Here is a 9,121-nt window from a genome sequence, read left to right on the forward strand (position 1 = left end):
CTTGCAGGAAATATCGAGTGTAATTACTTAGATGAAAAAGATTATGAATTTGGTTTTATTTTAGGAAAAGATTTTTGGGGTAAAGGATATGCAACTGAAATAGGTAAAGCACAAATTGATTTTATCAAGAATGAATTAAAAGGAAAAAGAGTATTAGCTTTAGTTCATAAAGATAATATTGGTTCAATTAAAACAATTGAAAAACTTGGTTTAATTCATTTAACAACTGTACAAACTGATGGTAGAGGAAATAGAGAAGTTTATATAAAAAATTTTTAATGTTTACATTAAAATAATACTCTCCGTATTTTATACTATAAATTGTTCAACAACCTGTACCTTATTAAACATGCTTCAAATTTCAACTCTTTTGGAACAGACTATTTTTTAGTAAAACTATTCCAAAAGTAAGAGGTTGTGAAATAGACTGTTCAGAGTTTTATGTCCTATTTAGTGTAACCATATCATAAATTTATCATTACCCCAAGATATAGTCTAAAAAGGTCAATGTATTTAACTATAGTATTTTCTCCTGCCCAATTCTATAAAGCGCAAAATCATACTTAATAGGATCTTCTCCATCAAACTCTTTTAACTTTTCAGTTATTAAAATAGCTGATTTCAAATCATATGTTTTTCTTGTTAACAGTCCTAACTTTTGTGATACTTTGAAAGTATGAGTATCAAGTGGTAGAAGTAAATCTTTTTTATCTACTCCACTCCAAAGTCCCATATCAAGATTGTCTTTTCTTACCATCCAACGCAAGAACATATTCCATCTTTTATATGGTGCATTTCCTATTTCTTTTATATTTCCTTCTTTATCTCTTTTTAAAGGGCTTGATACTAAGAAAGTGAAACCTTGTGATTTATAGTTTGCTACTTCATGAATTTTTGTGATTACTTTATCTAATCCTTCTAGGATTGACTTATCTTTTTTGTAGCCTTCAAGAAAGATATTGTTTAAACTGTCACTTTGTTTTAACCGTTTGAATGTCTTAAATATAACTTTAATATCTTCACTATTTTGAAAACGATAATAACAATTATCAAGTTCTTTATCTATTATTTCATCACTTGCGTTTAATAAATCAAAATTTAAAGTATCTAAAAATTTCACTATAAGTGACGCTTTTCCATATGCAAAAAGTGCACATAGAAGTATTATATATTCATCGCTGTATCTACTTGCTACTAAAAGTGGGTCAGGTTTATCATATGATAGTTCACAATCATTGTTTCTATCACAAACTTCTTTATTTAATAGCTCTTTTATATTATTCATTGCTTATCCATATTTTTGATTTGCTATAATAGCACCAATTAAAATAAAAGAGTGTTAAATGAAAAAAATGAAAAATATTCTAATAACTGGATGTTCTACAGGTATTGGCTTAGAGACTGCACTTGCATTAAAATATCATGGATACAAAGTATATGCAAGTGCTAGAAAAGATGAAGATATTAAAAAATTAGAAGATTTAGGATTTCATACTTTTAAAATAGATGTTACAAAAAAAGATGATATTTCAAATGCTTTTAAAACTATTCTAAAAAATGATAAAACATTAGATGCAGTTTTTAATAACGCAGGTTATGGACAACCAGGAGCAGTTGAAGATATTACAACTGATGTTTTAAGAGAACAATTTGAAACTAATCTTTTTGGTTTACATGAAGTTACATTACAAGCTATGAAAATATTTAGAAAACAAGGCTTTGGTAAAATAGCTCAACATAGTTCAGTTTTAGGAATTATTTCACTAAAATTCAGAGGTGCTTATAATGCTAGTAAATATGCAATTGAAGGTTTAAATGACACTTTAAGACAAGAGGTTTTAGGAAGTAATATTTTTATTTCTACAATAAATACAGGACCTGTTACATCAAAATTTAGAGCAAATGCATTAAAAAAATTTAATGAGCATATTGATATTAGAAATAGCCATTTTTCAGATATTTATATAAATGAACTAAAGAAAAGACTTGAAACAAACGATGATAAAGCACCTTTTAATCTACCTGCAAGTTCAGTTGCAAATGTAGTTTTACAGATTATGAAAAGTAAAAAACCAAAACCTAGATATTATGTTACAAAAGCTACTCATTTATTAGGCTTTTTTAAACGAATACTACCAACTTCTATAATGGATAAATTGCTAAATAGAATATAAAAGAATTAGATTTAAATCAATTTATCTAATTCTTTTTCATCTGTTTTATTAGCTGTGCTAAAGTTAAATTCACAGCTTTTAAGACACTTGTTTCTAAAATCTTTGCATTATTTAAAATCATACTTTTTTCATAAATATAGTTTTCATCTTCCAAAGAATTTTCTGCAATATCATCATATACACTTTCGCCATTTCTATTTAAAATCTTAATTTGTATTTGCATTTGTATTTGTGCTTTTGAAGAAAAAACAGGAGTTTGAATAATACTTTTTGCAACTAATAGATGAATTGTATATTCAGAACCAAAAGATACAAACTTATCTTTATATATTTCATCATTTGTCATTAAAGATGTAAATTCATCTTTTATTAGATTTGATAATGAAACATTATGTAAAGCCAAACTTTTTTGTAATACCAAAGCCTTATCATTTGATATAGAAGGTCTTATAGAAGTACCAATTCCAATACCAACAAATCTAGCTATTTGTCCACCTACTCCTAAACCAACAGAGATTGGACTTGAGATTGTTTTTGCAGGTCTTACAATAGTTATATTTTTATCAAGAGAAAAAGATTTTATGTTTTTATTTATATCTATTTCATTTTTTGAAGAACAGGAAGTAAAAAGAAGTACAAAAGTTAGTAATAAAACATTAAGTAAATATTTCATGATTTAATCCTTTAAATCAATTGTACTCTTAAAATGTTTAAGATAAAAAAAGAGAGTCTCCTCTCTTTTTTATTAAGCTTTGAAGTATGGTTTCCCATAAAATCTTATAACAAGGAAAATAACTAATAATCCAAGTGGTAAAAGAATATAAACAGGTACTCCAAAAGCAGCTGGTAAATAACCAAAAAGAACAGCAACCGCTCCTACAAAAACTGCATAATACATTTGCGTAGAAATATGATCCATATGATCACAAGATGCAGCCATTGAAGATAAAATTGATGTATCTGAAATTGGTGAACAATGATCCCCAAAAATTGCACCAGTTAAAACAGCTCCAATATTTAATACAATATATGAATGTAAATCAGTACCTTCTAATCCTGTATTTATTCCAACAGCACTTGCAAGAGGAATTGTTAAAGGCATTAAAATTCCCATAGTACCATATGATGTACCAGTTGAGAATGAAATAATAGAACCTAAAATAAAGATTATTGAAGGAAGAATAAACTGAGGAGTACTATGTGATAACACTGTAACTAAATAATGAGCAGTACCAACCTCTTTCATAACAGCACTTAAAGACCAAGCAAGAATTAAAATCACAGCTGTAATTACAAGTGCTTTTGCTCCAAATACCCAAGTTTCAATTGCATCATGAATATCAAATATTTTTTGTTGTAATCCCATACCAATAGCAACTAATGATGCTAATAATGCTGCTTCAAAAATAACAACAGAAGCATCAGCTGAACCAAAACATTCTCTAATTGCATAAAAAGAATAAGGTGCTGCTTCAACAGCTTTTAAAACTTCACCCTCTAAAGATGATAATCCATTTAAATAAAACCCTACAATAGCAACTATAATTAGAACAGCAATAGGAATAATTGCATTATAAATAGAGTACTCTATTCCATCTTTTGGAAGCATAAATGAATTTTCTTGATTCATTACACCTTTTGATTTTGGATTAGAAACATGACCTGTTTCATGAGCTCTTAGAGCTGCTTTATGCATTGGCCCAAACTCTCTTAGAGTATAAGCTGAAAAGAAAACAAATGCAAGCATTAAGATATTATAAAATCTATAAGGAAGAGTTTCAACAAAAACAGCAAAAGCATTTACTTCAGGTTGTCCTAAAATTGCATAAGCATCTTTAATTAAAGATAATTCATATCCAACCCAAGTAGAAATTAGTGCAAGTCCAGCAATAGGAGCAGCAGTAGAATCAATAATAAAGGCAAGTTTTTCTCTTGAAACTTTTAGTTTATCAGTAACAGGTCTCATAATAGGTCCAACAATTAATGAGTTTGCATAATCATCAAAGAAGATAAAAAATCCCATAATCCATGTATATATTTGCGCACTTGCAGGAGTTTTTGCTCTTTTTGCTAACTTTTGTGCAATTGCTCTTGGACCACCCATTTTAGTAATAACAGCAATCATACCACCAATTGTTAATACTTGAAGAACAATTCCTGCGTTCCATGAATCAGCTAATGAGCCAACCATTTTTTCTGACATATCAACAAATGCATTAAAAAATGCAACAAATACATTAGAACCAGTAATATTTACCATAAATGTACCAGTGAAGATACCCATAAATAATGAAAAAATAACATTTCTAGTTAAGAAGGCTAAAATAATTGCGACCAATGGAGGTAACATTGTAAGAAAACCGTAAGTAATAGAGTTATCTTTTGCATCTGCTAATAACATTATTGGAAGAAATGCCATTATGATTAAAGTTTTTAAAAACTTATTCAAAAGAATCCTTTATAATTGAAAATTAAGAGAAGGATTATATCGATAAATGTTTTAAAAGTAGTAATAAACTTGCAAAAAGATACATATAACTTGTATTATTGGTTTATATTAGTAGCAATTTTATTGATAAATTAATGTAATTTTTATGAAACTTACACTTTTTGAACTTCTTTTGAATTAAGGTATTCTTGAAGAAAATCAGAGATTTGAATTAAACAAAATGTGATTATAAATATCATTAGACCAGGGAAAAAACTAACCCACCATGCAATATCTATTACAGATTTTCCATCACTTAAAAGTGAACCCCAAGACATATTTGGAGGATTTATACCAAGTCCTAAAAAAGATAAACCTGATTCAGCTAAGATAGAACCACCAACTGCAAAAGTAAATGATATTAAAAAAATTGGAGCTAGTAATGGTGCAAAATATTTAAAAATGATTTTTCTTTTTGATACATTTGCTAGTGTTAGTATTTTTATATATGGTTTTGTGCTAATTGCAAAACTTTCACTTCTAATAAGTCTTGCCATTCCCATCCATCCAGTTATTGAAATAACAATAATTAAGATTACAGAAGATGCTTGAATATATGAAACTAAAGCAAGAAGTAAAAAAAATGTTGGAAATGTTAGAAATAGATCGATAATAATTGTAATACTTTTATCAATATTACCTTTAAAATAACCTGCATTAATTCCAATAAAAAGACCTATTAAAGAAGAGATACTAGCAGCTAAAAAGCCAATGATTAAAGATGTTTGTCCACCTTCTAAAACTCTTGCTAAAATATCCCGTCCTAATCTATCAGTACCAAATAAATGCTGTAAACTTGGAGATTGTAATATTTTATCAGGGTTTAATTCGTATGGAGAAATTGTATAAAAAAGTGGCATAAAAAATACTAATAATATAATAGTTAATAGTAAGTAAGATGCCACTTTTATCATAATGTTATTCTTCTGAATAAGAGTAGTAAGATAATGAACTTTTACCAAATTTTTTAGTTTTATTTAAAGAAAACTTTCCTAAAACTTCTGGCATTTCTAAAGTTGAAATATGTTCAAAAACAACCATATAAACATTTTCATTTTCAATTTGTTCAACCATTTGAAATGATTTTGTATAAATATCTTCCATTCCTTCTCTATGATCAAATGGAGGATCGATATAAATAATTAATTCATCAGATGAATTTTTTAAGTTATCAATTATTATTGGAGTTTGAACAAAAGTATCTCCAAGCATAGTTTGACAAGAATTTATATCGATATTTTTACAGTTATGTACTAAAATATTATAAGATTTTCTATCTAATTCAACAAAATAAGCTCTTTTTGCATCTCTACTAATAGCTTCAAGTCCAATTGAACCTGAACCTGCGAATGCTTCTACAAAAATTTTATCAATAATATCAAATTGTAAAACATTAAAAAAAGATTCTTTTAATCTTGACTTTGAACTTCTTGTAACTTCTAAAGATGGTAATTCTAAAAGTTTACCTTTATATTTACCTGCGATGATTCTTGTTGTTGGTTTATTTATTTTCATGTGTCTCTTATATAGTTTATTTTTTGTATTATAGTAAAATTTTGTTGAGGGTTTTATTTATAAAAAACCTGTGCATAAAGCACAAGTTTTATGAAGATATTATCTTGCGTAAGATTGAGCTCTTACTTCTCTAATTACATTAACTTTGATTTCACCTGGATATTGAACTTTTTCTTCAATCTCTTTTGCAATTTCAGTTGCTAAAATAACAGCTTCATCATCATTTACAAGTTCAGCTTTTACAATAACTCTTACTTCTCTTCCTGCATTAATAGCATAAGCATTTATAACACCAACTTTTGATGTAGAGATATTTTCAACCTCTTCTACTCTTTTTAGGAAACTTTCTAATACTTCTCTTCTAGCCCCTGGTCTTGCCGCACTTAAAGCATCAGCTGCACAAACAGCTGCTGATTCTACATTTATTGGTTCTTCATGACCATGATGTGCAAATATAGCATTTAATACAGTATCTGGTTCATCATATCTCTTACAAATTTCAGCACCTAAATCAACATGAGAACCTGGAAGTTCATGAGTTAATGCTTTTCCAATATCATGTAATAATCCAGCACGTCTTGCTAAAATAGCATCTCCACCCATTTGAGCTGCTAGTAATCCTGCAAGATTTGCAACTTCTAAAGTATGTGCTAAGGCATTTTGCCCATAAGAAGCTCTATATCTTAGTCTTCCAACTAATTTGATTAATTCTGGATGCATAGATTTAATACCTAATTCCATAATTACATCTTCACCCTCTTTTTGGATGTTATTATCAAATTCATGTTTTACTTTTGCATATATCTCTTCGATTCTTGCAGGTTGAATTCTTCCATCTTCTAATAACTCTTTAATAGTTTTAGTAGCAACTGCTCTTCTATATAAATTAAAAGATGAAACAGTAATTGTATTTGGAGTATCATCAATGATAATATCAACACCTAATAACATTTCAAGAGACTTAATATTTCGCCCTTCTTTACCAATAATTTTACCCTTTGTTTCTTCATCATTGATAGGAATATTGTTTATAAGTCTTTCAGCTGCAAACTCACCTGCATATCTTGTAACAGCATGAGATAACATATTATTAACTTCATTTTTAACATTTTGTTCTGCTAATTTATATTTTTTTCTAAAAATAGAAGATATTTGAGCTCTTGAATCTTCTTTAACTTTTTCAAGCATAAGATCTCTTGCTTCATCAATAGTAAGACCTGATGCGTTTTCTAATATTTTAATTGCTTCTAAAGTTTTATCTTCATAAATCTTTTTTTGCTTAGATAAACCTTCTTTTATTGTTGTAATTTTATTATTTTTTTCAATTATCTCTTCTTTTTCAATCTTAATTGCTTTTAATTCAGATTCAAGATGAGCATTTAGTTCTTTCTCTTTTTGTTCAATTTTTTCAAGCATTAAAGAGTATTCTTTTCTTGCAGCTTTAAACTCTCTATCACAATTAATTTTTGCATTTAATTGTATATCTTTTAATGAAACTTCCGCTTCATGTTCAATAACTTTTGCCTTTGCTTTTGCTTGTTCTATAAAAATTTGAAATTTTGCTTTATCAATTTTTCTAACTACAATAATACTTATTGCAGAACTTATAAGTGCCACGATAACACTAACTATAATATATTCCATTCTTAAAACCTTAACTAGTAATTATATAATCTGATTGAATATCATGATCGCAAGATAAAATTTCATTACTTTTACAAAGTGTTAATTGCGTAAAAACAAGTGTTGGTTTGTATGTTAATCTACCAAAAAATCTATCATACATTCCTTTTCCAAAGCCTATTCTTTTAGCAATAGAATCAACTCCTACAACTGGAACGATTGCTAAATCAATTTTTGCAGCTTTAAAAAAAGAGTTATTTGGTTCTTTTATACCAAATTTCTTTGTATACAAAGGTAGTCTATATTTTATTATTTTAAAACTATCACCTTGCATATAAGGTACATACACATTTTTATTTTTTATTTTTCTTAATTTATTTATTAATGGTCTAACATCAACTTCTATATCCATTGGAATATATAATAAAATATTATTTGATTCACTATCTTTTATAAATTTTTCTAATTTTTTAACAACAATTTTGTTTTTATAATACTTTGAAAATCCACTTGAAAATTTTAACTTTTTTATACATGATTTTCGAAAATCACTCTTGTGATTTTTTTCCATATTTAAGCCTCACTTGGGTAAAATTCCTACCCAACAAATAATTTTACCCAAAGGAATTAAAATGCAGTTTAAAACATTAGCATTTTTGTCAATTTTGTCAATTTTATTTTTCACAGGATGTGATTCTAAAAATGAAAACAAAGATAGAACAGAAGTAAAAGAAAACAAAACAAATGAAAAAATCATAACATTAAAAACAACAGATAATAAAAATTTGAATATTACAATAAAAGATGAAAAAATTATTTTTAAAGATTATCCAAATAAAATTGTTTTACTTAATTTTTTTGCTACTTGGTGTGCACCTTGTAAAGCAGAAGTTCCAAATTTAGTTAGTTTGCAAAATACATTTAAAAATGATTTTGCTGTAGTTTCAGTATTACTTGAACAAAATAAAAAAAATGAAGAAATCATAGAGTTTATGAATAAATATAATATAAATTATCAAGTTACAAACTCTGCTGATAATTTTATTATTTCTGATGCACTTGGTGGAATAAAATCTATTCCTACAATGTTTATGATAGATAAAAGCTCAAATGTTTTCCAAAAATATGTAGGTATTGTTCCTTCTGAAATGATGGAAATGGATATTAAAAAGTTATTAGGTAAATAGAGGATAAATATGTTTAGTTTTTTTAAGAAAAAGAAAAAAGAAGAGCCAAAAGAAGAAGTTGAGCTTGTAGAACCAAAAATTGAAGAAAAAGTAGAAAAAGAAAATAAAGATGATGATGTAAAACCTCAAGAAAT

General features: G+C 27.2%; 10 protein-coding genes. 3 read left to right on the forward strand and 7 right to left on the reverse strand.

What is annotated here, in order from left to right; genetic code table 11:
- Window positions 1–279: GNAT family N-acetyltransferase (locus tag ACERKK_RS08065; RefSeq protein ID WP_373772571.1), on the forward strand; the 279-nt coding region annotated here is incomplete at its 5' end.
- 238 nt (window positions 280–517) lie between these two features.
- On the opposite strand, the gene ACERKK_RS08070 is transcribed toward ACERKK_RS08065, so the two are convergent.
- The gene (locus ACERKK_RS08070; RefSeq protein ID WP_373772572.1) at window positions 518–1,285 is read right to left on the reverse strand and encodes a TIGR02757 family protein; all 768 of its coding nucleotides are present in this window, start codon (window positions 1,283–1,285) and stop codon (window positions 518–520) included.
- A gap of 67 nt (window positions 1,286–1,352) precedes the next feature.
- Here ACERKK_RS08070 and ACERKK_RS08075 point away from each other — a divergent pair, with 67 nt between their 5' ends.
- Entirely contained in the window at window positions 1,353–2,174 is an 822-nt protein-coding gene (locus tag ACERKK_RS08075) for an SDR family NAD(P)-dependent oxidoreductase (RefSeq protein WP_373772579.1), read from the forward strand.
- A 25-nt stretch (window positions 2,175–2,199) separates the two neighbouring features.
- On the opposite strand, the gene ACERKK_RS08080 is transcribed toward ACERKK_RS08075, so the two are convergent.
- The 6 genes from ACERKK_RS08080 to ACERKK_RS08105 form a co-directional block, all read right to left on the reverse strand.
- Complete coding sequence (locus tag ACERKK_RS08080; protein ID WP_373772573.1) at window positions 2,200–2,847, reverse strand: hypothetical protein; 648 nt, start codon at window positions 2,845–2,847, stop codon at window positions 2,200–2,202.
- Window positions 2,848–2,919: 72 nt separating this feature from the next.
- Complete coding sequence (locus ACERKK_RS08085) at window positions 2,920–4,593, reverse strand: Na+/H+ antiporter NhaC family protein (protein WP_373772580.1); 1,674 nt, start codon at window positions 4,591–4,593, stop codon at window positions 2,920–2,922.
- Between the two features lie 182 nt (window positions 4,594–4,775).
- Window positions 4,776–5,576, reverse strand: a complete 801-nt coding sequence (locus tag ACERKK_RS08090; RefSeq protein WP_373772574.1) for an ABC transporter permease — start codon at window positions 5,574–5,576, stop codon at window positions 4,776–4,778.
- Window positions 5,577–5,580: 4 nt separating this feature from the next.
- The gene (gene rsmD, locus ACERKK_RS08095) at window positions 5,581–6,177 is read right to left on the reverse strand and encodes a 16S rRNA (guanine(966)-N(2))-methyltransferase RsmD (protein ID WP_373772575.1); all 597 of its coding nucleotides are present in this window, start codon (window positions 6,175–6,177) and stop codon (window positions 5,581–5,583) included.
- A 99-nt stretch (window positions 6,178–6,276) separates the two neighbouring features.
- Complete coding sequence (gene rny / locus ACERKK_RS08100; protein ID WP_373772576.1) at window positions 6,277–7,821, reverse strand: ribonuclease Y; 1,545 nt, start codon at window positions 7,819–7,821, stop codon at window positions 6,277–6,279.
- A 10-nt stretch (window positions 7,822–7,831) separates the two neighbouring features.
- Window positions 7,832–8,371, reverse strand: coding sequence for a 5-formyltetrahydrofolate cyclo-ligase (locus ACERKK_RS08105; protein WP_373772577.1), 540 nt, complete (start codon window positions 8,369–8,371; stop codon window positions 7,832–7,834).
- Window positions 8,372–8,432: 61 nt separating this feature from the next.
- On the opposite strand from ACERKK_RS08105, the gene ACERKK_RS08110 reads away from it, so the two are divergent.
- Window positions 8,433–8,987 (forward strand): TlpA family protein disulfide reductase, encoded by a 555-nt coding sequence (locus ACERKK_RS08110; protein ID WP_373772578.1) that lies wholly within the window; start codon window positions 8,433–8,435, stop codon window positions 8,985–8,987.
- Window positions 8,988–9,121 lie beyond the last annotated feature (134 nt).

Source organism: Poseidonibacter sp. (assembly GCF_041821165.1).
Classification (GTDB): domain Bacteria; phylum Campylobacterota; class Campylobacteria; order Campylobacterales; family Arcobacteraceae; genus Poseidonibacter.